The 25,267-nt window shown below is 67.6% G+C and carries 26 protein-coding genes; 11 read left to right on the forward strand and 15 right to left on the reverse strand.

Features of this window, described 5'->3' with window-relative positions:
* Window positions 1–8: 8 nt before the first annotated feature.
* On the forward strand, window positions 9–941 hold the full coding sequence (locus ICJ04_RS07085; RefSeq protein WP_188327232.1) for a phosphate/phosphite/phosphonate ABC transporter substrate-binding protein: 933 nt from the start codon (window positions 9–11) through the stop codon (window positions 939–941).
* The gene (locus ICJ04_RS07090; protein WP_188326810.1) at window positions 938–3,064 is read left to right on the forward strand and encodes a GGDEF domain-containing phosphodiesterase; all 2,127 of its coding nucleotides are present in this window, start codon (window positions 938–940) and stop codon (window positions 3,062–3,064) included. Before ICJ04_RS07085 ends, ICJ04_RS07090 begins: the two co-directional genes overlap by 4 nt.
* Before the next feature lie 79 nt (window positions 3,065–3,143).
* Here ICJ04_RS07090 and epmB read toward each other — a convergent pair whose 3' ends face one another.
* Window positions 3,144–4,148, reverse strand: a complete 1,005-nt coding sequence (gene epmB / locus ICJ04_RS07095; RefSeq protein WP_188326811.1) for an EF-P beta-lysylation protein EpmB — start codon at window positions 4,146–4,148, stop codon at window positions 3,144–3,146.
* Between the two features lie 120 nt (window positions 4,149–4,268).
* Between epmB and efp the strand changes: the two genes are divergently transcribed.
* The 5 genes from efp (at window position 4,269) to ICJ04_RS07120 (ending at window position 8,502) form a co-directional block, all read left to right on the forward strand.
* Window positions 4,269–4,835, forward strand: a complete 567-nt coding sequence (efp, locus tag ICJ04_RS07100) for an elongation factor P (RefSeq protein ID WP_188326812.1) — start codon at window positions 4,269–4,271, stop codon at window positions 4,833–4,835.
* Window positions 4,836–4,991: 156 nt separating this feature from the next.
* Window positions 4,992–6,335, forward strand: coding sequence for a TRZ/ATZ family hydrolase (locus tag ICJ04_RS07105; RefSeq protein ID WP_188326813.1), 1,344 nt, complete (start codon window positions 4,992–4,994; stop codon window positions 6,333–6,335).
* A 42-nt stretch (window positions 6,336–6,377) separates the two neighbouring features.
* Window positions 6,378–7,094: a bifunctional 2-polyprenyl-6-hydroxyphenol methylase/3-demethylubiquinol 3-O-methyltransferase UbiG gene (ubiG, locus tag ICJ04_RS07110; protein WP_188326814.1), complete on the forward strand. Its 717-nt coding sequence runs from the start codon at window positions 6,378–6,380 to the stop codon at window positions 7,092–7,094.
* Window positions 7,091–7,798, forward strand: a complete 708-nt coding sequence (locus ICJ04_RS07115) for a phosphoglycolate phosphatase (protein WP_188326815.1) — start codon at window positions 7,091–7,093, stop codon at window positions 7,796–7,798. Before ubiG ends, ICJ04_RS07115 begins: the two co-directional genes overlap by 4 nt.
* Window positions 7,798–8,502, forward strand: a complete 705-nt coding sequence (locus tag ICJ04_RS07120) for a squalene/phytoene synthase family protein (RefSeq protein WP_188326816.1) — start codon at window positions 7,798–7,800, stop codon at window positions 8,500–8,502. Before ICJ04_RS07115 ends, ICJ04_RS07120 begins: the two co-directional genes overlap by 1 nt.
* A 301-nt stretch (window positions 8,503–8,803) precedes the next feature.
* On the opposite strand, the gene ICJ04_RS07125 is transcribed toward ICJ04_RS07120, so the two are convergent.
* From ICJ04_RS07125 to yidD, 3 genes are read right to left on the reverse strand one after another with little or no spacing between them, the layout of a single operon-like run.
* The gene (locus ICJ04_RS07125; protein WP_188326817.1) at window positions 8,804–9,646 is read right to left on the reverse strand and encodes a M23 family metallopeptidase; all 843 of its coding nucleotides are present in this window, start codon (window positions 9,644–9,646) and stop codon (window positions 8,804–8,806) included.
* Window positions 9,646–10,992, reverse strand: a complete 1,347-nt coding sequence (locus ICJ04_RS07130; RefSeq protein WP_188326818.1) for a dihydroorotase — start codon at window positions 10,990–10,992, stop codon at window positions 9,646–9,648. Before ICJ04_RS07130 ends, ICJ04_RS07125 begins: the two co-directional genes overlap by 1 nt.
* A gap of 1 nt (window position 10,993) precedes the next feature.
* The gene (gene yidD / locus ICJ04_RS07135; protein WP_223203044.1) at window positions 10,994–11,248 is read right to left on the reverse strand and encodes a membrane protein insertion efficiency factor YidD; all 255 of its coding nucleotides are present in this window, start codon (window positions 11,246–11,248) and stop codon (window positions 10,994–10,996) included.
* A gap of 374 nt (window positions 11,249–11,622) precedes the next feature.
* Here yidD and dksA point away from each other — a divergent pair, with 374 nt between their 5' ends.
* On the forward strand, window positions 11,623–12,879 hold the full coding sequence (gene dksA, locus ICJ04_RS07140) for an RNA polymerase-binding protein DksA (protein ID WP_188326820.1): 1,257 nt from the start codon (window positions 11,623–11,625) through the stop codon (window positions 12,877–12,879).
* A gap of 250 nt (window positions 12,880–13,129) precedes the next feature.
* Here the strand turns inward: dksA and ICJ04_RS07145 are convergent, their stop codons facing one another.
* From ICJ04_RS07145 to ccmA, 9 genes are read right to left on the reverse strand one after another with little or no spacing between them, the layout of a single operon-like run.
* Window positions 13,130–14,134, reverse strand: a complete 1,005-nt coding sequence (locus tag ICJ04_RS07145; protein ID WP_223203006.1) for a cytochrome C biogenesis protein — start codon at window positions 14,132–14,134, stop codon at window positions 13,130–13,132.
* Entirely contained in the window at window positions 14,131–14,562 is a 432-nt protein-coding gene (locus ICJ04_RS07150) for a cytochrome c-type biogenesis protein (RefSeq protein WP_223203045.1), read from the reverse strand. The genes ICJ04_RS07145 and ICJ04_RS07150 overlap by 4 nt, the downstream gene beginning before the upstream one ends.
* Before the next feature lie 37 nt (window positions 14,563–14,599).
* Window positions 14,600–15,217 (reverse strand): DsbE family thiol:disulfide interchange protein, encoded by a 618-nt coding sequence (locus ICJ04_RS07155; protein WP_188326822.1) that lies wholly within the window; start codon window positions 15,215–15,217, stop codon window positions 14,600–14,602.
* Window positions 15,218–15,231: 14 nt separating this feature from the next.
* The gene (locus tag ICJ04_RS07160; RefSeq protein ID WP_188326823.1) at window positions 15,232–17,151 is read right to left on the reverse strand and encodes a heme lyase CcmF/NrfE family subunit; all 1,920 of its coding nucleotides are present in this window, start codon (window positions 17,149–17,151) and stop codon (window positions 15,232–15,234) included.
* A complete protein-coding gene (gene ccmE / locus ICJ04_RS07165) occupies window positions 17,152–17,613 on the reverse strand; it encodes a cytochrome c maturation protein CcmE (protein WP_188326824.1) in 462 nt (153 codons plus the stop codon).
* Window positions 17,610–17,786 carry a heme exporter protein CcmD gene (gene ccmD, locus ICJ04_RS07170; protein ID WP_188326825.1) on the reverse strand — a complete coding sequence of 59 codons (177 nt, stop codon included), beginning with the start codon at window positions 17,784–17,786 and terminating at the stop codon, window positions 17,610–17,612. The genes ccmE and ccmD overlap by 4 nt, the downstream gene beginning before the upstream one ends.
* Window positions 17,783–18,532 (reverse strand): heme ABC transporter permease, encoded by a 750-nt coding sequence (locus ICJ04_RS07175; protein ID WP_188326826.1) that lies wholly within the window; start codon window positions 18,530–18,532, stop codon window positions 17,783–17,785. The genes ccmD and ICJ04_RS07175 overlap by 4 nt, the downstream gene beginning before the upstream one ends.
* 48 nt (window positions 18,533–18,580) lie before the next feature.
* Entirely contained in the window at window positions 18,581–19,276 is a 696-nt protein-coding gene (ccmB, locus tag ICJ04_RS07180; protein ID WP_188326827.1) for a heme exporter protein CcmB, read from the reverse strand.
* Window positions 19,273–19,908 (reverse strand): heme ABC exporter ATP-binding protein CcmA, encoded by a 636-nt coding sequence (gene ccmA / locus ICJ04_RS07185; RefSeq protein ID WP_188326828.1) that lies wholly within the window; start codon window positions 19,906–19,908, stop codon window positions 19,273–19,275. The genes ccmB and ccmA overlap by 4 nt, the downstream gene beginning before the upstream one ends.
* Before the next feature lie 129 nt (window positions 19,909–20,037).
* Here ccmA and ICJ04_RS07190 point away from each other — a divergent pair, with 129 nt between their 5' ends.
* The 3 genes from ICJ04_RS07190 (at window position 20,038) to ICJ04_RS07200 (ending at window position 22,557) form a co-directional block, all read left to right on the forward strand.
* Window positions 20,038–21,186: a pyridoxal phosphate-dependent aminotransferase gene (locus tag ICJ04_RS07190; RefSeq protein ID WP_188326829.1), complete on the forward strand. Its 1,149-nt coding sequence runs from the start codon at window positions 20,038–20,040 to the stop codon at window positions 21,184–21,186.
* A 29-nt stretch (window positions 21,187–21,215) separates the two neighbouring features.
* A complete protein-coding gene (locus tag ICJ04_RS07195; protein ID WP_188327234.1) occupies window positions 21,216–22,028 on the forward strand; it encodes an amidohydrolase in 813 nt (270 codons plus the stop codon).
* A gap of 91 nt (window positions 22,029–22,119) precedes the next feature.
* On the forward strand, window positions 22,120–22,557 hold the full coding sequence (locus tag ICJ04_RS07200; protein WP_188326830.1) for a hypothetical protein: 438 nt from the start codon (window positions 22,120–22,122) through the stop codon (window positions 22,555–22,557).
* Between the two features lie 77 nt (window positions 22,558–22,634).
* Here ICJ04_RS07200 and ICJ04_RS07205 read toward each other — a convergent pair whose 3' ends face one another.
* Both ICJ04_RS07205 and scpB read right to left on the reverse strand, forming a co-directional pair.
* On the reverse strand, window positions 22,635–24,359 hold the full coding sequence (locus ICJ04_RS07205) for a pseudouridine synthase (RefSeq protein WP_188326831.1): 1,725 nt from the start codon (window positions 24,357–24,359) through the stop codon (window positions 22,635–22,637).
* Window positions 24,352–25,254 (reverse strand): SMC-Scp complex subunit ScpB, encoded by a 903-nt coding sequence (gene scpB, locus ICJ04_RS07210; protein ID WP_188326832.1) that lies wholly within the window; start codon window positions 25,252–25,254, stop codon window positions 24,352–24,354. The genes ICJ04_RS07205 and scpB overlap by 8 nt, the downstream gene beginning before the upstream one ends.
* Between the last annotated feature and the right edge of the window lie 13 nt (window positions 25,255–25,267).

Raw genomic sequence — 25,267 nt, forward strand, 5'->3', positions numbered from 1 at the left:
TGGGACGCATGCAGTGGGGACTGCTGGGCCTGGCGTGTCTGCTGTCGGCAGGCACGTGCTTTGCTGCGTCCGCACCCGTGCCCACGAACCGCCAGGGCGACAGCCATGTGCTGGTGCTGGGGCGCATCACCGATGACCCGCAGGCGCATTACCCACAGCTGCAGCCGTTGCTGGACTACGTGGTAGCGCACATGCACGACCTTGGCATCCGCGAGGGCCGCGTGCTGATGGCACGCGATGCCCAGCAGATGGCCAGCTATCTGCGCCGGGGTCGGGTCGACTGGGTCACAGAAACCGCCGGCACCGCCGTCGCGCTCGGGCAGCGTGCCGACGCGCGCCCGCTGCTGCTCACCGAGCGCAGTGGCGTGCGCGATTACCACAGCGTGTTTTTCGTGCGGAAGGAAAGCCCGGTGCGCCAGCTCGCCGATCTGCGCGGCCACACGGTGGCCTTGCAGAACGTGGCCTCCACCAGCGCGTACCTGGTGCCGGCGATGACCCTGCTCGAGCACGGGATGGTGCCGCAGATCCTGCAGTCGCCCGACGATGTGCCGACCGCTGACGCGGTGGGGTATGTGTTCGCCCGTACCGAATTGAACATCGCGACCTTCGTGCAGAAGGGCATGGTGGACGGCGGCGTGGTCAGCAGCGTGGACTGGGACGACGAGCGGCGCGTGCCGCCGGCGTTCAAGCATGATCTGCGGGTGATCTTCCGCACCGCGCCGTATCCGCGCGCAGTGGAAGTGGTGCGCGCCGACCTGGACGTGCGCGTGCGCGACCGGCTGCAGCAGGTGCTGCTGGATGCAGCGAACGATCCCGCTGCGCGCGGTGCGCTTGAACGGTTTTTTGGTACATCCGGCTTCCATCGCGTCGATGCGCGGATGCAGCAGCGCCTGGATGATTTGAAACGAGGCTTGGTACGCGTGCGGATGGAAGTGGAATGAGGCGGCTAGGGTCTGGGATGCAGGCGCGCTTCGTGCTCGCGATGGGCGGGGCGATGCTGGTGGTGGTGGCGATCCTCGGTGTGTTGCTGGGGCGGCAGGCGGCGTCGCAGCGGGAGGTCACGCGGCTGAGCGGCACGGTGATCCATGAGCTGTTCGATCGCAGCACGCGCAGCCGTGGCGAGATCATGGCGCGCGAGCTGGCGGATGCGCTGGCCAATCCCATCTACTACAACGACCTGGAGCAGGTCGGCGCGTTGGTGCGCAACATCGCCCGCCAACGCGCGGTGGGGTATGTGCTGGTGTTCGATGGCAAGGGCCGTCTGCTGCACGACGGCACCGTCGCGGTGCCCGGCTACGGGCGGGCGATGTCCGATCCGCTGGCGGCCGGCGCGATCGCGGCCACCGGTCCGCTGGTGCAGGAGTCGCCGAAAGTGCTGGAAAACAGCATGCCCATCATGATCGGCAACCAGCGCCTTGGGGGCGTGCGCGTCGGCATGGCCTTGCAGGAGATCCAGGCGCTGGAGGCGCAGGCCAGCCAGACCCTGGCCCAGCGTCTGCAGCAGGTAGGCACGCGCCACCTCGGCTGGCTGCTGCTGATGCTGGGGCTGCTGCTGGCGATCGGCGTGGCCGTGGTGATGTATGTACAGCGCACGCTGGTCGCCCCGATACGAGGGCTGGCGCTGGCCGCACGGCAGATCGAAGCCGGCGATTACCAGGTGCCACTGCGCGAGAACCATCGCGATGACGAGGTAGGTGAGCTGGTGCGCGCTTTCGCCCGCATGCGGGATGCGATTGCGCGGCACGACCGCGAGGTCCGCCACATGGCCTACACCGATGCCCTGACCGGCCTGACCAACCGGCTCGCCTTCCGCGAGGCGCTGGACCATCGCCTGATGGCTGCACGTGCGTCGGGCCAGCGCTTGGCGTTGCTGTTCGCCGACATGGATGATTTCAAGCGGGTCAACGACACGCTGGGTCACGATGCCGGTGACGAGGCCCTGTTGCAGTTCGTGCAGCGTATCGGCGATGCCGTGTCAGAGGCGGGGGGCGACGATGCACTGCTTGCCCGCTTCGGCGGCGACGAATTCGTGATCCTGCTCGGCGAGGGCGACGTGGCGGCACGTGCGCGCGAGCTGGCCGACCGTCTGGTGCACGAGCTGGGCAAGCCGCTCCGGGTGCACGGCAAGGAACTGTTTCTGGGCGCCTCCATCGGCGTCACCTTGTTCCCCGATGATGCAGCCGATGCCACCGCGCTGCTGAAGAACGGGGACGTGGCGATGTACCAGGCCAAGATGGCGGGAAAGAACTGCCACCGGTACTACAGCCGGGCGATGGACCATGCGGTGGAGCGTCGCGTGCACATGGAGCAGGAGCTGCGTGGTGCATGGGAGCGCGGTGAACTGCGGCTGGCCTACCAGCCGATCTTCCGCACGCGGGATCGCCGCATGGTCGGCGTGGAAGTGCTGCTGCGCTGGCAGCACCCGACGATGGGCACGATTCCGCCTTCGGTGTTCATCGAAGTGGCCGAGCAGAGTGGGCTGATTGAAGTCATCGGCCCGAAAGTCCTGCGTGCGGCCTGCATGGAAGCGGCGCAGTGGCCCCGCAACGTGGATGACGAAGGTCTCTTCGTGTCGGTCAACGTGTCGCCGCGGCAACTGCGCGGGGGCGAGTTGCCGGATCTGGTCGCGCAGTGCCTGCATGAATCCGGTCTGCCCGCCTCGCGCCTGCACCTGGAGCTGACCGAAACCGCAGTCATCGGCGATGAAATGCTCGCCGCACAGCTGTTGGACAAGCTGCACCGGACAGGCGTCAAAGTCTGGCTGGACGATTTCGGTACGGGTTTCTCCGGCCTGAGTCATCTTCGCCAAGTGCCGGTGGACGGGGTGAAGATCGACAAGAGCTTCGTGGCCGACATGCAGCGCGACCCGGACGACTTGGCCCTGACTACTGCGATCATCGCCATGGCCCATGCGCTGGGCATCACCGTGGTCGCCGAAGGCATCGAACAGGAAGTGCAGTTCGAGCTGTTGAGCCAGCGCGGCTGCGACCTCGCCCAAGGCTACTGGCTGAGTCACCCGGTCACCGCCACGGCGATCGTGCAGATGATCGAATCCGGCGCCTGAAAAAAGGGGACGGAGGGGATTAAGTCGCATCTGGCCCGCGTGGGCCAGATGCGACTTAATCCCCTCCGTCCCCTTTTTTCTACAGCGGGCGCTTGCTGGGGTCGCCGGGGAGTTCGCGGACCAGCTTGGGCACGAGGTAGCCGGACAGGCGGGCGGTCAGCGCGGCCAGCAGCGCCTTGGCGCGGGCGTCGTCGACTTCGAAGTGCGCTACGCCTTCCACCTTGTCCAGCTGGTGCAGGTAGTAGGGCAGCACGCCGGCGGCGAAGCTGCGTTCGCTCAGCGCGGCGAGGGCTTCGACGCTGTCGTTGACGCCGCGCAGCAGCACGGCCTGGTTGAGCAGCTGGACGCCGGCCGCACGCAGTCGCGCCATCGCGGTGTCCACGCTGTCGTCGAACTCATTGGCATGGTTTGCATGCACCACGAAGGCCAGCGGCCAGGGAAGGCTGCCGAGCCAGGCGATGAGTTCGTCATCCACGCGTTCGGGCAGCACGATCGGCAGGCGGCTGTGGATGCGCAGGCGGCGGATGTGCGGGATGGCACGCAGGGCGTCGGTCAATTCGACCAGCTTGTGCGTGGCCAGCGACAGCGGGTCACCCCCGGACAGAATGACTTCATCGATGGACGGGTCTTCGGCGATTGCCTGCACCGCATCCTGCCATCCGCCCTTGGCCGCGTTTTCCGTGCCGTAGTCGAAGTGGCGACGGAAGCAGTAGCGGCAGTTGATCGCGCAGCTGCCGGTGGTGACCAGCAGCGCCCGCCCGCGGTACTTCTGGATGACGCCAGTGGCCTTCTTTGCGGCACCGTCGCCCACGGCATCGAAACTGAATCCTTCGACCCGCCGCATTTCCTCGTTGATCGGCAGTACCTGGCGCAACAGGGGGTCGTGCGGATCGCCATGGCGCATGCGCCCGGCGAAGCCCTCCGGCACACGCTGCGCGAACTGCTGCAGCGCGGCCTCGGATACGCCCAGTGCCACCGGATCCAACCCCAGCCGGGACAACAGCTCGGCCGGGTCGCGGATCGCCTGGCGCCAGAGCTGCTGCCAGCGGGCGGAGACGGGGCGGGGAGCGGCAGAGAGCTGCATGGACAGGGGGCCTGCGGTTATCATGGGGATATAAATCAGCGCCCACCGGCCTCCGGTGGGCGTTCCATTCTATCCGGCTCGCCGCACATGCGGCGGTTTCGCCATTTGAGGAGCTTGAGCATGGCCACTGCGGGCATGAACGATGTCAAGAACGGGATGAAGATCCTGGTCAACAATGAACCGGCGGTCATCTCGGAAACCGAATTCATCAAGCCGGGCAAGGGCCAGGCCTTCACCCGCGTGCGCTACCGCTTCATCAAGTCCGGCCGTACGGTCGAACTGACCATGAAAGCCACCGACAACGTGGAAGTGGCCGACGTCGTCGACACCAACATGGACTTCATGTACAGCGACGGCGAGTACTGGCACTTCATGGATCCGGAATCCTTCGAGCAGGTCCAGGCCGACAAGGCCGGCATGGGCGGCGCGGAGAAGTGGCTGAAGGGCGAAGAGTCCTGCATCGTGACCCTGTGGAACGGTTCGCCGATCTTCGTGCAGCCGCCGAACTTCGTCGAGCTGAAGATCACCGAGACCGATCCCGGCGTGCGCGGCGACACCTCCGGCGGCGGCGGCAAGCCGGCCACGCTGGAAACCGGCGCAGTGGTGCGTGTGCCGCTGTTCGTCAACCAGGAAGAAATCATCAAGGTCGATACGCGTTCGGGCGAATACTCCGCACGCGTAAAGTAATCCGGCCAAGCCGGATTACGGCAGAGACGGCCGCTGGCCGTCTGCTGCTGCTCCACCTGGCAGACGGCCGCCGGCAGTCTGCTACCTGCTCTACAGGGGGGACGGCCAACGGCCGCCCCCACGGCAGGCCCGCCGCCCCCAGCCAAGTGAGCCCGCATGACCGATACCCTGCGCACCCCCGAAGCCTGTGACCTGCTGATCGAAGCGGGCTACGTGGTCCCGATCGAGCCGCATGCGGTTGTGTTGGAAGACCATGCGGTGGCCATTCGCAACGGAGAGATCATCGCCGTCCTGCCGCGCGCCGATGCCCGCGAGCGCTTCAGCGCCGCCCAGGTAGTGAGCCGTCCGGACGCTGCACTGATGCCCGGGCTGGTCAATGCCCACACGCACAATCCGATGACGCTCCTGCGCGGGGTGGCCGACGACCTGCCGCTGATGACCTGGCTGCAGCAGCACATCTGGCCGGTGGAAGCGGCGGTGATCGGGCCGGAATTCGTGGCCGACGGCACCACGCTGGCCATCGCCGAGATGCTGCGCGGCGGCACTACGTGCGCCAACGAGAACTATTTCTTTGGTGACGTGCAGGCGGCTGTCTACAAGAAACATGGTTTCCGCGCGCTGGTCGGCGCGGTGATCATCGATTTCCCCACGGCGTGGGCGAAGTCCGATGACGAGTACTTCGCCAAGGCCGGCGAGCTGCATGACCAGTGGCGCAACGATCCGCTGATCGGCACGTCGTTCGCCCCGCACGCGCCGTATACGGTCAACGATGCGAACTTCGAGCGCGTGCGCATGCTGTCCGACCAGCTGGACATGCAGGTGCACCTGCACACGCATGAAACCGCTCAGGAGATCACCGATTCGATCAAGCTGCATGGCCAGCGTCCGCTCGCGCGACTTGATCGCCTGGGCCTGGTCAACGACCGCCTGATCGCCGTGCACATGACCCAGCTGACCGAGGCGGAGATCCACCTGTGCGCCGAACGTGGCGTGAGCGTGGTGCACTGCCCCGAATCCAACCTCAAGCTGGCGTCCGGCTTCTGTCCGGCGTGCGCGCTTGAGCGGGCCGGCGTCAATCTCGCGATCGGCACCGATGGCTGCGCCAGCAACAACGACCTGGACATGTTCAGCGAGAACCGCACCGCGGCGATCCTGGCCAAGGCCGTCGCCAACGATGCCACCGCACTGGACGCGGCGACCACGCTGCGTGCCTCGACACTGGGCGGTGCGCGCGCGCTGGGCTTCGGCGAGCGCATCGGTTCGATCGAAGTCGGCAAGCAGGCCGACCTGGTCTGCGTGGACCTGTCCGCACTGGAAACCCAGCCGCTGCACAACGTGCTGTCCCAACTGGTGTATGCCACCGGCCGGCAGCAGGTGAGCGACGTCTGGATTGCCGGACAGCCCAAGCTGCTGCAGCGCGAGCTGGTCGGCATGGACCTGCCGGGCATCATCGCCAACGCACGCCAGTGGCGCGAGCGCATCCGCCACGTACGTGCCTGAACTGCCCATCCGCGTGCGTCTAGCGCCGCAAGGACTCCCGACATGAATGCCCCCAATCCTTCTTCCAATTTCGACCAGGCCGAGCTGGACAAATTCGCCGCGCTGGCGACCCGCTGGTGGGATGCCGACGGCCCGCAGAAACCGCTGCACGCACTCAATCCCGTGCGCCTGCAGTACGTGGTCGAGCGCGCTCCGCTGCGCGGCCTGCGCGTGCTGGATATCGGCTGCGGTGGTGGCCTGTTGAGCGAAGCATTGGCCCAGGCCGGTGCGGAAGTCACCGCGATCGACCTTGCCCCGGAGCTGGTCAAGGTCGCCCGGCTGCATGCGCTGGAAAGTGGAGTGACCGTCGACTACCGCGTACAGGCAGCCGAGGACCTGGCGGCCGAGCAGCCGGCAGGTTTCGACGTGGTCACCTGCATGGAAATGCTCGAGCACGTGCCCGATCCCGCCGCCATCATCGAGGCCTGCAAGCAGCTGCTGAAGCCGGGCGGGCAGTTGTTCCTGTCCACGATCAACCGCACCGCGGCAGCGTTCGCGGTGGCGATTGTCGGTGCCGAGTACGTGGCGCGCCTGCTGCCGAAGGGGACGCATCACTACCAGGAATTCATCAAGCCGGCCGAGCTCTCGCGCTGGCTGCGCGAAGCGGACCTGCAGTTGCAGGATGTCAGTGGCATGGCCTACGAGCCGTGGCGCAACCGTGCGCGCCTGAGCAGCCGTACCGACATCAATTACCTCGCCCACGCGGTCAAGCCCGCATGACCGCAGCGCGCTTCCCGCGCGCGGTGCTGTTCGATCTGGACGGCACCCTGCTGGACAGCGCGCCGGATTTCGTGGCCGCCACCACGGCGATGCTGGCGGCACGCGGCCGCGCGGCGGTGTCGCTGGAGCAGCTTCGTCCCGTGGTGTCCAAGGGCGCGCGCGCCATGCTGGCGGTTGCGTTCCCCGAGCTGCCCGACACCGCACGCGATGGATTGGTGCCGGAGTTCCTGCAGCGCTATGAAGGCCTGATCGGCCAGCATGCCGTGCTGTTCGACGGAGTGGCGGACATGCTCGATGCGTTGGACGCCGATGGCGCGCGCTGGGGCATCGTCACCAACAAGCCGGAGTACCTGGCACGACTGATCCTGCCCCAGCAGCACTGGCAGGACCGGTGTGCGGTATTGGTCGGCGGCGACTCGCTGCCGCAGCGCAAGCCGCATCCTCTGCCGCTGCTCCACGCCGCGCAGCTGATGGGCGTCAGCGCCCCGCACTGCGTCTATGTCGGCGACGACGAGCGCGACATCATCGCGGCACGCGCGGCGGGCATGCGATCAATCGCCGCGCTCTGGGGTTACCGCCTCGCCGAGGACGATCCAGCGACCTGGCAGGCCGACACCAACGTTGAAGATGCGGTCTCCCTGCAACAGGCCTCGCAGTGGCCCACTTTCCCGGCCCATGCCGGGTTCTATTTGAAGGACGTGTAGTGAACAGCAGTGCGTTGGACAGTTTCCTCGACAAATGGCGAGCCCGCTGGCCGGAATGGTCGGTCGCCGAGCCATTCGTGGCGCCAGACCTCCGCGCGCGCACCGTGGCGTGGTTCGCGCTGCTGCAGGAATTCGACGACATGCTCAACACCAGCGGCGACCCGCTGCCGGCCGATGCCAAGCTGGCCTGGTGGGGCGAGGAGCTGCGCAGCTGGGCGTCACAGCGCTCACGGCATCCGCTGGGGCGCGTGCTGGAGCCGGTGCGTGCGCCGTGGGCGCAGCTGGCTGATGCACTGCCGTCGCTGGTCGATGCGCGTGCCGTTGCGCCCGATGCGCCGGCCGCGGAACGCGCGCTGGGCGACTACGCCAACGCCGTGGCGGGCGTGGAGGCGGTGCTGTTCGAAGATCGATTGCGCAGTGGGGCAGGGCAGGCCGTGCTGACGCAGACAATGGCGCAGCGGCTGTTCGATGCCGGTGTTGCCGGCATCCCGCGATCACTGCTGGAGCAGGACGCGACGGGGGCAGCCCAGCGCTGGGCCAGCATGCTGTTGAAGCCGTGGCGTCGGCGCGTTGCCGGCCCGCGGCCGCGTCGGATATGGGCGGCATTGGCCCGTGCCCGGCTGCAGGCACAGGCCGATGGCAAGCCGATAGAAGCGACCCCGGTGCGCACCTTGTTGCGTGTGTGGTGGGCCGCGCGGGGCTGATGCCAGCGCGTCGACGGTAGCGCCGAGCCACGCTCGGCGAGCGCAGCGGGCCGTTGCCTGGACGATTCCGCCGAGCGTGGCTCGGCGCTACCGATGCAGAATCCGCGACGTCCGTAATCCGTAGCGCCGACCCATGGTTGGCGAGCGCAGCGGGCCGTTGCCTGGACGATTCCGCCAAGCGTGGCTCGGCGCAACCGATGCAGAATCCGCGACGTCCGTATTCCGTAGCGCCGACCCATGGTCGGCGAGCGCAGCGGGCGGTTGCCTTGACGCTTCCGCCGAGCGTGGCTCGGCGCAACCGTTATTTCCGTTCGAGCACCAGCAGCGGATCCATGCGGGTGTCGAACCAGTTCATGCCCCAATGCAGATGCGGACCGGTCGCTCGCCCGGTCGCGCCGACGGCGGCGATCACCTGACCCTGCTCGACACGGTCCCCCACCTTTACGTCGATGCGTGACAGGTGCAGGAAATTCGAACTGACCCCGAAACCATGGTCCAGCAGCAAGGTGCCGCCGGTGAGATACAGGTCAGGCGCGGCGAATGTGACCACACCTGCGGCTGGTGCCTTCACCGGGGTGCCGGTGGGCACCGCGATGTCCATGCCGGAGTGGCCCGAACCGGGCTGACCGTTGTACACGCGTGCATTGCCGAAGCGCCCGCTGATGCGCCCCTGCACCGGCCACGTGAACGGCTGCGCGAAGTCGGCGCGGTTGTCATCGCGGGCGCGGGCGGCAGTGACCTGCGCCTGCTCCCGCTTGATGCGCTCGGCAATGGCCGCGGGCGGATTGACCGTCTTCGGCGGGACGCCGTTGACGCGCTCCACCGGCCAGTCGCGGGCCGTGACGGCGATACGCACGGTCTCGCTGCCGCCGTCGGGGCGCTGCACGTCCACCTGCAGCGGACCCTTCTCGTCACGACCGATGCCGAACACCACGCTGCCATAACCGCTAACGCGCAGCGTGCGTCCGCCGAAACGCACGGTGCTGCCTGCGGGCACTTTCCCGATCACCATCGCGCCTTGCGATGCACTTGCCGGGAACACCACCCGGGCCTCGGCGGACTGCGCGGCGGCCGGCGAGATCGGAAATGCAAGCACGAGCGGCAGGGCGCCGGCCAGGATCGACGCGAGCAACGTCCCGCGCATCAGCGGCTGAACGCCAGACGCTGGCCGTTGGCCGCACCGACAATCTGGCTACCGTCCCAGGCCAGCTGGCCATTGATCCAGGTGGACGCGATGCGCGACTGGAACGTGGTGCCTTCAAAGGGCGACCAGCCACACTTGGACAGCACGTCTTCGCGCTTCACGGTAAACGGCTTGTCTTCCACCAGCACCAGGTCGGCGAAATAGCCTTCGCGCAGGAACCCGCGCTCGGCCACGTCGAACAGCTGTGCCGGCGCATGCGCGAACTTCTGCACCACGCGCGTGATGTCGAGCTTGCCTTCGTGCACCAGTTCCAGCGCGGCCGTCAGGGCGTACTGCACCAGGGGCAGGCCGGACGGTGCCTGCGGGTAGGGTTTCTGCTTTTCTTCCCAGGTGTGCGGGGCGTGGTCGGTGGCCAGCACATCGATGATGTCCTCCACCAGAGCGCGGGTCAGTGCCTCGCGGTCGGCCACGTCCTTGATGGCCGGGTTGCACTTGATCAGGTTGCCCAGCCGCGCGTAATCGGTGCGGTCGAAGCGCAGGAAATGGATGCAGGTTTCCGCGGTGATCTGCTTGCGACTGCCATCGGCACGGATCATCGGTCCGCGCTCGAACAGCATCAATTCGTCGGCCGTGGAGATATGCAGCACGTGCAGGCGCGTGCCGTGTTTCTTCGCCAGCGCCACCGCCAGCTGCGATGACTTCAGGCAGGCTTCGCGCGAACGGATGTCGGGATGCTGTTCAGCGCTCAGCGTATCGCCGTACTGCGCCTGGAACTGCTTGGCCAGCGCGTCGATCATCGGCGTGTCTTCGCAATGGGTGATGATCGGCGTCGGCGCATCGCGGAAGATCGCATCCAGCGTGTCCGGGTTGTCCACCAGCATGTTGCCGGTCGATGCGCCCATGAAGACCTTGATGCCCGGCGCGGTCTTCGGATCCAGCCGCTGGATGTGCTCCAGGTTGTCGTTGCTTGCACCCATGTAGAAGCCGTAATTGGCGCGCGCGCGGCCTGCGGCGGCATCGTACTTGGCCTGCAGTGCATCGGCGTTCAAGGTGGGCGGATTGGTGTTCGGCATGTCCATGAAGGTGGTCAGTCCACCGGCCACGGCCGCCGCCGATTCGGTCGCGATGTCGCCCTTGTGGGTCAGGCCGGGTTCGCGGAAATGCACCTGGTCATCGATCATCCCGGGCAGCAGCCAGCGGCCAGCGGCGTCGACGACCTGTTCGCCATCGCGGGCGGCCAGGCTGCCGTCAATGCGGGCGATGCGGCCGTTCTCGATGCGCAGATCGGCAGTGAAGACCCGCCCTTCGTTGACCAGGCGGGCATTGGTGATCAGGGTGGACGACATGTCAGTGGTTTCCTTTGCAGCGGCAGGCAGGGTCGTCGGTGCGCTCGGGCACCGGATCGAATCCGCCGGGATGGAAGGGATGGCAGCGGCCGATGCGGCGCACGGCAAGCCAGCTGCCGCGCAGCGGCCCGTGGCCGGCGATGGCCTGCATGGCATATTCGGAACAGCTGGGGAAAAAGCGGCAACGCGGCCCGAGCAACGGGCTGATGAAGCGCTTGTAGAAGCGCAGCACGGCGATGAGCAGGTGGGAGATCACCCGTTCATAGTAAAACGTGGTCCGTCCTTTGGGGTGAATCGCGGCGGCATGGCAGTCGGCGGCCTCAGGCCCCCCACAAGGACGATGTCGCCCATTCAGTAGAGGCGACGCAGCCGGCATGGTTGGCAGCGGCGAGGATTTGTCGCAGGATGGGCCGTTGGCTGCCGCGCGCGTCCTGCGCCGCAGCCATGCCGGTGGCATGATCCGCCGGCCACGTTCCGTGCCGCGCGGGTGGTGAAGCGGGTCAGGGACAGCATGGGGTCCTGCAGTGGGAGGGCCGTGTGTGCGTCCTGTCACGCGGTTGCTGCTGTCGGCCGGGTAGGCTATAAAGGCCCGCTTTCCCGGGCCCCGGGGAATCCAAGGAAGAGCGTTTCGTGGCTGCTAAAAAAACTGCAAAGAAGGCCGTCAAGGCCGCCAAGAAAACCGCCAGCCCTGTTGCGAAGAAAACGGCGGCCAAGTCTGTAGCGAAGAAGCCGGCCAAGCCGGTAGTGAAGACAGCGAGCAAGCAGGGAACAGCCAGGACGGCGGCAAAAAAGGCCCCGGCAGCGAAGGCGCCGGCAAAGAAGGCGGTGGCCAAGGCAGCACCCGTCAAGGCGGCACCCGCCAAGGCAGTCAAGACGGCCAGCACGCCGGCGAAGTCGGCCAAGGTGGCCTCCAAGCCTGCGAAGTCGACCGGCAGAACGACGGCCGGCAAGGGCGTCGTCAGCACGTCGGCGGCAAAGAAGACCGCGGCCAGTACGGCCCCGGCAAAGAAGGTTTCCAAAGTCGCCACGGCGACCAAGGCCGCCAAACCGGTTACCGGCAAGGCGTCCGTCAACAAGCCGTCGGCCCGTCCGGCGGTGAAGAAGTCCGCACCGGCCTCGCCGGTGGTGGGCAAGGCCGCGAGCAAGCCGGCAGGCAAGCCGGCGGCGGCGCCCGCAGTGAAGTCCGTACCGAAGCCGGCCCCGCCGGCTCCGGCCAAGTCTGTCCCGGCCAGTAACGCGGTCGCTGCGGCACCTGCAAAGGCTGCCAACGCAACTGCCAAGAAGGCCCCGCAAATCAAGAATCCCGTGCCCGTTTCGAAATCGCCCGCGAAAACTCCAGTGAAATCCGATGCCGCCCCGAAGACCGCAACCCGCCCGGTGGGCAAGGTTGCCGTGGCAGTGACCGCCCGCTCGACCGCTCCCGCGCCGCGCAGCAAGTACAAGGTGGTCGAGTACAAGACCGACGAAGCCACCGGCCGTCCGATCCTGCCCACCGGTTACAAGCCGGGTGCGGAAGAGGAATACATGAGCCCGCTGCAGCAGGAGTACTTCCGCAAGCGCCTGCAGGACTGGCGCGCCGACCTGGTGGAAGAATCCAAGCAGACCATCGAGAACCTGCGTGAGGAAGTGCGTGACATCGGCGATGAAGCCGAGCGCGCGACCCGCGAGACCGAGAACTCGCTGGAACTGCGTACCCGCGACCGCTACCGCAAGCTGATCGGCAAGATCGACAGCACGCTCAAGCGCCTGGAAGCCGGTGACTACGGTTACTGCGTGGATACCGGTGAAGAAATCGGCCTGGATCGCCTTGAGGCGCGCCTGACCGCTGAGCGCACCATCGACGCCCAGGAACGTTGGGAACACATGCAGAAGCAGCAGGGCGACTAAGCCCTGCCTGCGCAAGCGGAATCAAAAAGCCCGGCTCACGCCGGGCTTTTTCGTGGGCGGCAGGATTCCGCCGAGCACGGCTCGGCGCTACCAGGCGAGGCTCACGTGCGTCATCAGGCGAGGGTAGCGCCGACCCATGGTCGGCGAGCGCAGCGGGCCTTCGGCGCAGGCCGTTACCGCGCGTGCGGTATCAGGCGAGGGTAGCGCCGACCCACGGTCGGCGAGCGCAGCGGGCCGTCGGCGGACCGTGTCACCGCAGCTGCAGCTGCAGCTCGCCGGACTGCGGCAGCTGCACGATCACCGGTTCGCTTTCCAGGTCACCCTCGGTGTGCGACGCCGTCCCTGCGCGCGACAGGCGGGCCAATACCTCCACGCGTGCGTGGGCAGACAGCGGCTGGGTCGGCATCGGGCTGTCGGCGTCGCTGAGCGTGACGCTGGACGGCAAACCGTCAAGGGGATAACGGCGCACCGCCACCGGCATCGGCGGGCCTCCGGGGGCACGCGCCAGTACGAACAGAGCCGTGGCCTGCGGCCACTGCGCGGGATCGAAGCCAGCGGGCAGTGCAATGCGTACGCTCAGCAGCGGATCGGCGTTTCGCTGCGCCGGGTCCGGGCTGGTAGCGGGTGCCTCGGTGCCCGCCGCAGCGCGTGCGATCGCCAGCTGCTGTTCCAGCGCCGTGGCCGCACCGGGCTGCAGCCGCGGCAACAACGCCGACCACACCTCGACCGCTTCTGCATCGCGCCCGCGTTGGCGCAGCGCGATGCCCAGCAGCCAGGCGGCGCGCTCGGCGTCGGGTTGCACCGTCAGGGCATGCTGCAGCCATTGCAGTGCCGTGTCATCGAACCGCTTCGCGGCGGCGGCCTGCGCGCGTGCCTGTGCCGCTTCGACCAGCAGACCGGCATCATCCGGTGCCAGGGCGGCCGCACGGGCGAACGCATCGGCCGCCGCCGTATTCTGGCCAAGCTCGCTGCGGGAGCGGCCCAGCAGTGCCCAGCCGTCGGCGCGCTGTGGCTCGCGCTGCAGCGATGCCTCCAACGCTTCCACGCCTTGTCGAAGATCGGCCATGGACGGTGCGGCGGGCTGCTGCGCCGCGCGTGGATCGCCGACCAGCAGGTACAGGCTGGCGCTGACGATACCCAGACTGAGGCACGCCGCCATGAAGCCGGTGCGCCCGCGCCGTCGCAACGGCCAGAGCACGCAGGCGGCCAGCACGATGCCGGCCAGCCCGGACAGCAGGGCAAGCCAGAGCGTCACCAGCCGTCTCCGCGTGCGTCATCCACCACCACGGCGCTGCCGCGACGGCGCACCAGCCGCCACAACAACACGGCGCCGCCGAGCAGGAACAGCAGCGGCCCGCCCCACAGCAACCAGGTGCCCGGTTGCAGGGTGGGTTGATAGAGCACGAACTCGCCGTAGCGCTGCACCAGGAACTGCTTCACTTCGGCATCGTCATGGCCCTGGTGGATGAGCTCCAGCACTTCGCGGCGAAGATCCTGGGCAATCTGTGCGTTGGAATCGGCCAGCGACTGGTTCTGGCACTGCACGCAGCGCAACTGCGCGGCCAAGGCATGGAAGCGCGCCTCTTCGGCGGCATCGGCGAACTGCAGCGGGCGCGCATCGTGCACCGGCTGCTGCGCACGCGTGGCGGTGCAGAACAGCGAGGCCACCAGCAGCACGGCCATCAGCAGGCCGTTGGCGAGCAGCCCCAGGCCGCGGCGGTCAGGGCGTGGCGCGCAGCGCATTGCCGGCATCGGCCTGGGCCTTTTCGATCTGTTCCAGCGCCGGGATCAGCTTCTGGTCGACGACGGCCTGGGTCATCGCACCACTGTATTTCCAGCGCACCACGCCACTGCCGTCCACCAGGAAGGTCTCCGGTGCGGCGGTGATGCCCCAGTCGATCGCGGTGCGGCCTTCGATATCGCTCAGCACCACCATGAACGGGTTGCCCAGCTGCTCCAGCCAATGCAGTGCATCGGTGGGCTCGTCCTTCCAGTTGTAGCCGATCACGCGCACGCGCTTGCTTTCGGCAAAGCGGGTCAGCACCGGATGTTCTTCGCGGCAGGCCGCACACCAGCTCCCCCATACGTTCAACAGGTACGGTGCGCCCCGCAGTTCTTCGCTGCGCACCCTGATGTCCGGGTCATGCAGCACCGGCAGGCTGAACGCCGGTGCCTGCTTGCCGATCAGCGGCGAGGGCAGCACATCACGTTGTGGATCGTCGCTCTTCATCACCCCGTACACCATCAGCCCGAGCAGGCCGAAGAAGAACAGCACGCCGATCACGATGGCTACCGGCGGCAGCGGGCGGGAGGGGCGGGGGGCAGGGGATTCGGACATGGACAACGCAACTCCTAACGACGACGGAAACGACGATCAGCCGCAGCAACCAGGCCACCGAGCGCCATCAACAGCGCCCCGAGCCAGATCCAGCGTACGAACGGCTTGATATGCACGCGTACGGCCCATGCATTGTTGCCCAGTGGTTCGCCCATTGCTACGTACACGTCACCCGACAGCCGTGCATCGATGCCGGCTTCGGTCATCACCTGCCCGCCGCTGGCGTACAGGCGTTTTTCCGGGTGCAGCAGGGCCAGCTCACGCCCATCGCGGAACACGCGCAGGTGGCCGCGGTCCGCGCTGAAGTTCGGCCCCTCGCGGTGGTCCACGCCTTCGAAGCGGATTTCGTGGTCACCCACCACCACGGTCTGTCCCGGTGCGAGTGCCACCTCGCGTTGCACGTTCAGCGCCTCCACCAGCAACGCGCCGGCCAGGAACACCGCGACCCCGGCGTGGCCCAGCAGCATGCCGACCATCTCGGCAGTGAAGCGGCCGTTGCCGCGCAGCCGCTGCCAGATGAAGCGTGCAGTGCCGAGTCCCACCCAGGCGGCCGCGCCCACGCCCAGCCCGACCTTCCAGCCATTCTGCGGTGCGTGCCACCAGGCGACGGCCGCCAGCAGCACGGCCAGCAGCAGCCACGGGGCCAGCAGCGCAAGTGCGCGCGACGGCTGGTCGCGCTGCCAGTTGACCAGCGGTCCGAACGGCAGCAGCAGCACCAGCGGCGCCATCAACAGCAGGAACAGACTGCCGAAGTAGGGGGGACCCACGGAAATCTTGCCCATGCCCAAGGCATCGGCCAGCAGCGGATACAGCGTGCCCAGCAGCACCATGGCGCAGGCACAGGCCAGCAGCAGGTTGTTGGCCATCAACAGGGTTTCGCGCGAGGTCGCGGTGAAGCCTCTGCGGGGATCGGCACTGTCCACGCCCATGCGGCCGGCGCGCAGCACGTAGAGCAGCAGCGCACCGCCGACCAGGATGGCCAGGAACAGCAGGATGAACATGCCGCGCGACGGATCGGCAGCAAACGAGTGCACGCTGGTCAGCACGCCGGAGCGCACCAGGAACGTACCCAGCAAGGACAGCGCAAAGGCGGTGATCGCCAGCAGCAGCGTCCAGCTGGCGAACGTTCCGCGCTTCTCGGTCACTGCCTGCGAATGGATCAGCGCCGCGCCGGCAAGCCACGGCATGAAGCTGGCGTTCTCCACCGGGTCCCAGAACCACCAGCCGCCCCAGCCGAGTTCGTAGTAGGCCCACCAGCTGCCCAGTGCGATACCCAGGGTCAGGAACGCCCAAGCGACGTTGGTCCACGGCCGCGTCCAACGCACCCAGCGCGTGTCCACGCGACCGTCCAGCAGCGCGGCGACCGCGAAGGCGAACGGTACCGAGAATCCGACATAGCCCAGATACAACATCGGCGGATGGATGATCAATCCGGGGTCCTGCAGCAGCGGATTGAGGTCGCGGCCTTCCAGCGGCGCCGGAATCAACCGGGTGAACGGATTGGAGGTGAAGATCAGGAAGGCGAGGAAGCCGACGCTGACCAGGCCCATCACCGCCAGCACGCGCGCCTGCACGTCGTCGGGCAGCTGGCGCGAGCCCAGCGCCACCGCACCGGTCCATGCCGCCAGCACCAGCGCCCATAGCAACAGCGAGCCCTCGTGGGCGCCCCACACTGCGGACCAGCGGTACACCATCGGCAGTAGGCTGTTGGAGTTCTCCGCGACGTAGCGGACGGAAAAATCCTGCTGTACGAAGGCGGCCGTCAGCACCGCGAACGCCGCGAGCACCAGCACCAGCTGCGCGAACGCGGCAGGCCGGGCGACCTGCATCCAGCTGCCGATGCGGCGATGCGCACCCACCAGCGGCAGGCTGGACTGCAGCAGCGCGGCCAGCAGGGCCAGCAGCATCAGGATCTGTCCGAGTTCGGGCAGCACTCAGCGCACCTCGGGCACGGGCACGGGCACATCGTGCTTCACGTGCGCCTCGCCCATCTTGTCGGCCAGTTCCTTCGGCATATAGGTTTCATCGTGCTTGGCCAGTACTTCTTCGGCGACGAACTGGCCGCCCTGCAGACGTCCGGTGACCACCACCGCTTGGCCTTCGCGGAACAGGTCGGGCAGGATCTGGTCGCTGCGCACGACGAGGTCCGCATCGCCATCGGTCACGGTGAAATGGGCGACCAGCGAGCCAGACTCCCGGGTCAGGGAACCCTTGGCGACCATGCCACCCAGTCGGAAACGCTCGGCATTGCCGTTTTCGCCACGCAGCACTTCGGCCGGCGTATACAGATAGGCCACGTTGCGCTGCAGGGCCATCGCCACCAGCGCGGTGGCCAACCCCGAAGCGGCCAGCAACAGCACTACCCACAGCAGGCGACGGCGGCGCTGCGGGTTCATCGCTCCAGCTCCAGCGGCCCGGTCGCGGCACTGCGCCGCGCGTCTTGGCGTTGCTGGCGCTGCCGTGCGACCTGCAGGGCCCGGCGCAGGCGCAGGCGCGAGCCGATGGCATCGACGACCAGCAGGCCGACGAATACCGCATAGGCGCCGACGACGTAACCGAGATAGCTCATGGCGCGCCTCCCAGCTGGCGTTGTACCCAGTCCTTGCCGGCCTCGCGCTGCAGGTTGTCCGCACGCGCCTTGGCCAGCAGCGAGCCGACGAACCACAGCTTGGTGCCGATGACCATCAGCCACAGCGGCAACTGCATGCTCGCATCCAGCGTGGACGGCCCGAACAGGCGGATCGTCTGGCCCTGGTGCAGGCTGCCCCACCAGTCCACTGAGTAGCGGATGACGGGTAACAGGGCAACGCCGACGATGGCCAGCAGCCCCGCGGCGCGCGCGGCATTGCGCCGGTCTTCGATGGCCATGTACAGGCCGATCACCCCGAAATACAGGAACAGCAGGATGAGTTCGGTGGTCAGCCGCGGATCCCAGTCCCACCACGTACCCCACATCGGCCGGCCCCAGATGCTGCCGGTGAGCAGGGTGACGGCGGTGAAACCGGCGCCGATCGGCGCGCAGGCCATGGCGAGCACTTCGCAGATCTTGATCTTCCAGATGAGCGCGATGGCGGCATACAGGGCCATCAGCGCGAACACGAACAGGCTCATCCACGCGCTGGGCACGTGCACGAACAGGATGCGGAAGCTGTCGCCCTGCTGGTAGTCGGCGGGCACCACGAACAGCGCCTGCCACAGGCCCAGGGCCAGCACCGGCAACGAGGCGATGAGGAAGAGACGGGACCAGCGACGAGCGAAGCGGTCGAAGGTGGGCGGCGAGCCGAGTTGGTGGAACCAGCGGACGATCGGTTGCATGCGGTAGCGGCTATCCCGGGTGGTCGGTGTGGCTCGGCTCAAGAACAATCAGCTCAACGAGATGCGGATCGCCGCTGCCGTGGCCAGGGGCGCCAGCACCAGCGCGACCACCAGGCCGGCGGCGAGCATCAGCAGCGCACCCAGCGGATCCTGGCCGCGTGCGGCGGCGGCGACACTGCCTGCACCGAACACCAGCACCGGTACGTACAGCGGCAACGACAACAGTGCAACGAGGATACCAGAGCGTCGGATGCCCACCGTCAGTGCGGCGACCATGCCACCGATCAGGCTCAGCAGGGGGGTTCCCAGCAGCAACGATGCCAGCAGCATCGGCCATTGGTCATGTGGCAGATGCAGCATTTCCGCCAGCAGCGGACTGATCACGATCAACGGCAGGGCGGTGGTCAGCCAGTGCATCAGCACGCGGACCAGCACCAGCCAGGACAGCGGTACCGGGGCCAGCAGCCATTGCTCCAGCGAGCCATCTTCGGCATCGGAACGGAACAGCGAATCCAATGCCAGCTGGCCTGCCAGCAGCACCGCCAGCCACAACACGGCCACCGCATTGGCCGCCAGCACCTGTGGATCGCGGCCCAGCGCCAACGCGAACAGCACGACGACCAGCAGGGCGAAAAGCACCGGTTGCAGCGCATCCCCCCGCCGCCGCCAGACCAGACGCAGGTCGCGGCTGGCAAGGGCGCGCGCGGTCTGCCACAGGCCCGGCTCGGTGCCCGGGGCGATCATGCGATCACCTGCAGCGGCAACTGCAGTTGGCGCGTCCGCACCGGCGGCGCAGCGTAGGCACCGTGGGTGGTGACCAGCGCCGCGCCACCGCCGCGCAGGTGGGCGGAAATCATCCGGTTCACCAGGTTGATGCCCTCCAGATCGAGGTTGGCGTAGGGCTCGTCCATCAGCCACAACGGTGCCGCTGACAGCCACATGCGGGCCAGCGCCAGCCTGCGCTTCTGCCCAGCGGAAAGATGCCGCACCAGGGTGTTTTCATATCCGGCAAGGCCCACCACGGCCAGCGCACTGCCCGGCATCTGCCGCGCGCGCCGCCCATGCAGCCCGCACAGGAAGTGCAGATTTTCCAGGGTATCCAGATCCGCCTTCAGCGCGGGAAGGTGGCCCAGGTAGGCGACGAAGTGCGCACGTTCGGCGATGCCTGCGGCGCGTCCATCGATCTCGACCGTGCCTGCCGCCGGGCGCAGCAGCCCGGCCAGCACACGTAGCAAGGTGGTCTTGCCGGCGCCGTTGTCGCCCTGCACCAGCAGGGCCTCGCCTGCATCGACATGGAAGTCGAGCGGACCAAACACCGTTTCTTCGTCGCGGGAAAAACACAGGCCACGGGCGGCCAGCAGCGCAGGGGTATCCAAGGGGCGATTCTCTGCGCCGAACACGGGCCCCGATTGTAAAGGGTAGTGACGGCCGCGCGTCGGTAGTGACGGCCGCTGGCCGTCAAGGCGCTACACTCACATGCCTGTCTTCCAACCCCGCACAGGCCGATGCAACCGCAGACCAAGCTGCCCAAGGTGGGCACCACCATCTTCACCGTGATGTCCCAGCTGGCAGCCGAACACGGTGCCGTGAACCTCGGCCAGGGCTTTCCCGACTTCAGCGCGCCGCAGCGGCTGATCGATGCCACCACGGCGGCCATGGCCGACGGTCTCAACCAGTATCCGCCGATGACCGGCGTGGCGCCGCTGCGCCAGGCCATCGCGCAGAAATCGCTGGACCTGTACGGCGCGGAGGTGGACCCGGATACGGAAATCACCGTCACCAGCGGTGCCACCGAAGCGATCTTCAACGCGATCCACGCCGTGGTGCGTGCCGGCGAAGAAGTGATCGTGCTCGACCCGGCGTATGACTGCTACGAGCCGGCGATCGATCTTGCCGGCGCGCGCGCGGTGCACGTGCCGCTGGATCCGCATACCTTCGCCGTCGACTGGGATCGCGTGCGTGCGGCGATCACCCCGCGCACGCGCATGCTGATGGTCAACACACCGCACAATCCGTCCGGCGCGATGCTCGATGCGGCGGACATGCAGGCCCTGGCCGATCTGCTGCGCGGCACGGACATCTATCTGATTTCCGATGAAGTGTACGAGCACATCATCTACGACGGCCGCCGCCACGAGTCCGCCCTGCGGCATCCGGAGCTGCGCGAACGCGCGTTCGTGATCTCCAGCTTCGGCAAGACCTACCACTGCACCGGCTGGAAGATCGGCTACGCCATCGCCCCGCCCGCAATGAGCGCGGAATTCCGCAAGGTGCACCAGTACAACACCTTCACCAGTTTCGGCCCGGCACAGTATGGCTTCGCGGCGATGATCCGTGACGAGCCGGAACACCACCTGCAGTTGGGGGCGTTCTACCAGGCCAAGCGTGACCGCTTCCGTGAGCAGCTGGCGCAGACGCGCCTGCAGGCGCTGCCGGTGCCGGGCGGTTACTTCCAACTGGTGGATTACTCGGCGATCAGCGACTTGCCGGACCATGAATTCGTGAAGTGGCTGACGATCGAGAAAGGCGTGGCGGCGATTCCGCTGTCACCGTTCTACGAAACGCCGCCGGCCGGCCAGCGCATCGTGCGCTTGTGCTTCGCCAAGAACGAAACGACGCTGGATGCGGCCATCGAACGGTTGGCACGGCTGTGAGCGCGGTGCCGACGAACGCACAGGGCGCTGTGCAGGACCTGCGTATCAGCCTGGTGCAGGGCGACACGCGCTGGCACGATCCGGCCGGCAACCGCACGTATTACGGTGACCTGCTGTCGCCGCTGGCGGGCCGTACCGACCTGGTGGTGCTGCCGGAAACCTTCACCAGCGGCTTCTCCAACGAGGCGATTGCCCAGGCCGAAGACATGCAGGGGCCGACCGTCGCCTGGATGCGCCAGCAGGCCGCGCAGCTGGATGCGGCGGTGACCGGCAGCGTGCAGCTGCGCGAAGGCGAGGCGGTCTACAACCGGTTGTTGTTCGCCACGCCCGATGGCGAGGTGCAGCAGTACGACAAGCGCCACCTGTTCCGTTACGGCGGCGAGCATGAGCGCTATGCCGCCGGCCGCGAGCGCCTGAGCGTGCAGTGGAAGGGCTGGCGGATCAATCCGCAGGTCTGCTACGACCTGCGCTTCCCCGTGTTCTGCCGCAACCGGTACGACGTGGAGCGGGCAGGGCAGTTGGACTTCGACCTGCAGCTGTTCGTGGCCAACTGGCCCTCGGCGCGTGCCTATGCCTGGAAGACCCTGCTGCGTGCGCGTGCGATCGAAAACCTCTGCTTCGTCGCCGCGGTCAACCGGGTGGGTGTGGACGGCAACGATCTGCACTATGCCGGCGACAGCGCGGTGATCGATTTCCTGGGCCAGGCTCAGGTGGAGGTGCGTGAGGTCGAACAGGTCGTGACGACCACGCTGTCGGCCGGTGCGCTGGCGGCACACCGCGCCCGTTTCCCGGCGATGCTCGATGCCGACGCCTTCGTGCTGGAGCAGCCGACGGCTGACTGAACCACAGGACGCGGATGGCGCAGCTGCCCCTGTCCGGAGGAAGGGGCCACTGCTAGATTTCGCGCATTCCACAACGCGGAGCACCCCTATCATGAAGTCCACCGTTTCCCTGCTGCTCGTGCTCGCTGCCTCTGCTTTCGTCGCGCCCGCCGCGCAGGCAGCGGGCAACATCGAATGCAACCTGCGCTACGACATGTCCGGTTGGTCGGTGTTCTACAAGACGGCGTCCGGTACCGGCACGATCACCTGCGACAACGGCATGACGATGCCGGTCAAGCTCAAGGTCAAGGGCGGCGGGCTGACGATCGGCAAATCGAAGATCGTCGATGGGACCGGCCGCTTCAGCGGCGCGTACTCGCCCAATGATCTGTTCGGCACCTATGCCGCCGTTGGCGCACATGCGGGCGTGATCCGCTCCAGCGGTGCAGCGGCGATGACCAAGGGCGACATCTCGCTTGCCTTGGCCGGCACCGGCAAGGGCTGGGACCTGGGCATCGACGGCACCGCGTTCACCATCGAGCGCCGCTGAAAGCCACGGTAGTGACGGCCAGCGGCCGTCACTACCCGACACAAAAAACCCGGCCGCGAGGCCGGGTTTTTTATTGATCAGCCGCCGCGCGGGCCGCCGCCACGTCCGCGGTTGCCACCGGGGCCACCCGGACCGCGATTGCCGCCACCGGGGCCGCCGGGACCACGATTGCCGCCACCGGGACCACCCGGTCCGCGGTTGCCACCGGGACCACCCGGCCCCCGGTTGCCGCCGGGGCCACCCGCCGAGCGGTTACCGCCCGGGCCACGGTTGCCGCTGGCCGGACGGGCACTGCCGTACGGGCTGAAGCCCGGGTTGGCATGATCGGACGGGAATGACGGGGCGTTGCCCGGATGCCCGTAGGGATGCTTGTTGCCCTGGCCACCCTGGCCCTGGCCGCCGCGGTTGCCACCGGCGCCGGCACCCGGCGACTTCGGCTTGGCATAACCGCCACGAGCGCCTTCACCCTGGCCCTGGCCGTAACCGCCACCCTGGCCTGGACCGCGCGCACCCGGACCCCGGGCACCCGGACCACCGGGACCGCGCGCGCCGGGGCCACCGGGACCACGGGCACCCGGACCGCGGGCAGCGCCCGGGCCGGCATTGCGGTGTCCACTCGGGCCGGTGCTGACGCCGTCCGGCACATACCAGCTGCGGAACGCAGCCGGGTTGCCTTCCGGCAGGCCACGATCGTTCTTCTGCGGGCGGGCCTTGAACGGGCGCTGCGACTGCTTGGCAGCCGCTTCACCGCTGACCGTCAGGCCGCCCTTGAAGCCGCCACCCGGCTTGCCGCCGCGACCGCGGCCGCGGTCTTCGCGCACGTTGTCGAAGCGGCGCAGTTCGCGGCCTTCATCGGCGGTGTTGTGGCCATTGACGTAGGCCGTACCCCGACCCCCGTCACGGCCGATGCGCACCGTGGTCTTGGCAGCGCGACGCTGACCGATCACCGGCTGCAGCGTCAGCGCCGAAGGCGCGCCTTCTTCCAGCTTCAGGTCGGCGCGCAGGGCGTCGACCTGTGCGGTCGTCAGCTCCACGGAATGACCACGGACCAGTTCGCGGGGCAGGCTGACCTTGCCGTAGCGCGTGCGCTTCAGCCGGCTCACCTGGCAGCCCTGGGATTCCCACAGGCGACGGACTTCGCGGTTGCGGCCTTCCTTCACCACCACGCGGAACCAGTCGTGGGAATCGGTGCCGCCGATGCGTTCGACTTCGTCGAACTTGGCCGGGCCATCTTCCAGTGCCACGCCGCGCTGCAGGCGCAGGATGGTGTTGTCGTCGACCTTGTCCTGGCCTTCCGGGGCACGCACGCGCACCACGTACTCGCGCTCGACTTCGAAGGACGGGTGCATCATGGCGTTGGCCAGCTCACCGTCGGTGGTCGCCAGCAGCAGGCCGGTGGTGTTGATGTCCAGGCGGCCGACGGCGATCCAGCGTGCGCCCTTCAGTGCCGGCAGCGACTCGAACACGGTCGGTCGGCCTTCGGGATCTTCGCGGGTGGTCACTTCGCCTTCCGGCTTGTTGTAGACCAGCACGCGCGACGGCTCGGCCAGGGCGGTGGCGACGAAGCCGCGGCCATCCAGCTCGATACGGTCGCCGCTGCGCACGGACATGCCGGTCTGCGCGACTTCGCCATTGACCTTGACCAGGCCCTCGGCGATGCGCTGTTCCAGCGCGCGGCGCGAGCCCAGGCCGGCCTGCGCCAGCACCTTGTGCAGGCGCTCTTCCAGCTTGAACTGTTCGGAGGTGGCTTCCCGCTTCAGCGAGAGCTTGTTCAACGAAGGCTTACGGGGGGTGTCACTCATTAACTTTGGCTCCAGCCGACGTTTCGTCATCGGCCTCTGGTTCGGAATCGGCTAGGTCAACAGCCACGGTCGTCATCGCGACGGCGTTGTCTTCGCTTTCGTTCACTGGCGCCGCGCGCGTTCCCGGCGCGGTTTCGGGGTGCCCGTTTTCGGTGGGCGAAGGTGCTTGCTCATCAGGGTCCGCCGCCACGGGGGCGTCGGATGAATCGGGTGCGGCATCGGCGCCATCGGCGGCCAGGGTGCCTTGGTCGTCACTGCCATCGGCGGCGGTGTCATCGTTTGCGGCCAGGTCCGGGCTGCCTGCACTGGCCGTCAGGGGCGCGTCGGGCTGCCCATCCGCGCCAAGCGGCAACTGCGGTTCCAGGTCGGCCAGGTCGCGCAGCTCGGACAGCGGCGGCAGCTCGTCCAGCCGCTTCAGGCCGAAGTAATCCAGGAATCCCTTGGTCGTGCCGAACAGGGCCGGCCTGCCGGGCACGTCGCGGTGGCCGACCACGCGGATCCATTCGCGCTCTTCCAGGGCCTGGATGATATTGCTGCTGACCGCTACGCCGCGCACCTGCTCGATCTCGCCGCGGGTGATCGGCTGCCGGTAAGCGATCAACGCCAGGGTTTCCAGCGTGGCACGCGTGTAACGGGTCTTGCGTTCGGTCCACAGCCGGCTGATATGGCTGTGGACTTCAGCGGTGACCTGGTAACGGAAGCCGGAGGCGACCTCCACCAGTTCCACGCCGCGTTCCGCACAGGCCTCACGCAGGTATTCCAGCGCGCGCTCGACACTGCCGGCCGGTGCCGGCTCGTCTTCCGGGAACAGCTCCTTGAGCTGCACCAGGGTCAGCGGCTGCGCAGATGCCAGCAGGGCGCCTTCGACGATACGGTTGATCAGCGGTTGATCCATCGGCAGTTCGGGC

Source organism: Stenotrophomonas sp. 169, from assembly GCF_014621775.1.
Lineage (GTDB): Bacteria > Pseudomonadota > Gammaproteobacteria > Xanthomonadales > Xanthomonadaceae > Stenotrophomonas.